This window comes from Oleiphilus sp. HI0043, assembly GCF_001634935.1.
In genome coordinates this window covers 1-224 of sequence record NZ_LWEY01000926.1, presented here as the reverse complement: position 1 = coordinate 224, position 224 = coordinate 1, and the positions used below count along the sequence as shown (strand labels likewise).

The 224-nt window shown below is 47.3% G+C and carries 1 pseudogene; it reads left to right on the top strand.

Annotation, left to right across the window (positions count from 1 at the left end):
* Nucleotides 1–89: 89 nt before the first annotated feature.
* Nucleotides 90–224: pseudogene (gene cca / locus A3729_RS30770) on the top strand (multifunctional CCA tRNA nucleotidyl transferase/2'3'-cyclic phosphodiesterase/2'nucleotidase/phosphatase); the annotation flags it as partial.

The following is a 224-nucleotide window of genomic DNA, read 5'->3' as shown; positions in this document are numbered from 1 at the left end:
TGCATTTATGCTGAGTGAAGTAGAAGCTGGCGGTTCGATAGGATTTGGTTTAGCATTCTAGCTCTTTCTCTCCCGTGGGCTTGAATGTGATGAAAACCTACCTTGTGGGTGGTGCTGTACGTGACTCTTTGCTCGAAATTAACAGCAAGGATAAAGACTGGGTCGTAGTAGGTAGCAACCCAGACGAGATGCTTAAACAAGGCTTTACCCAGGTCGGCCAAGAC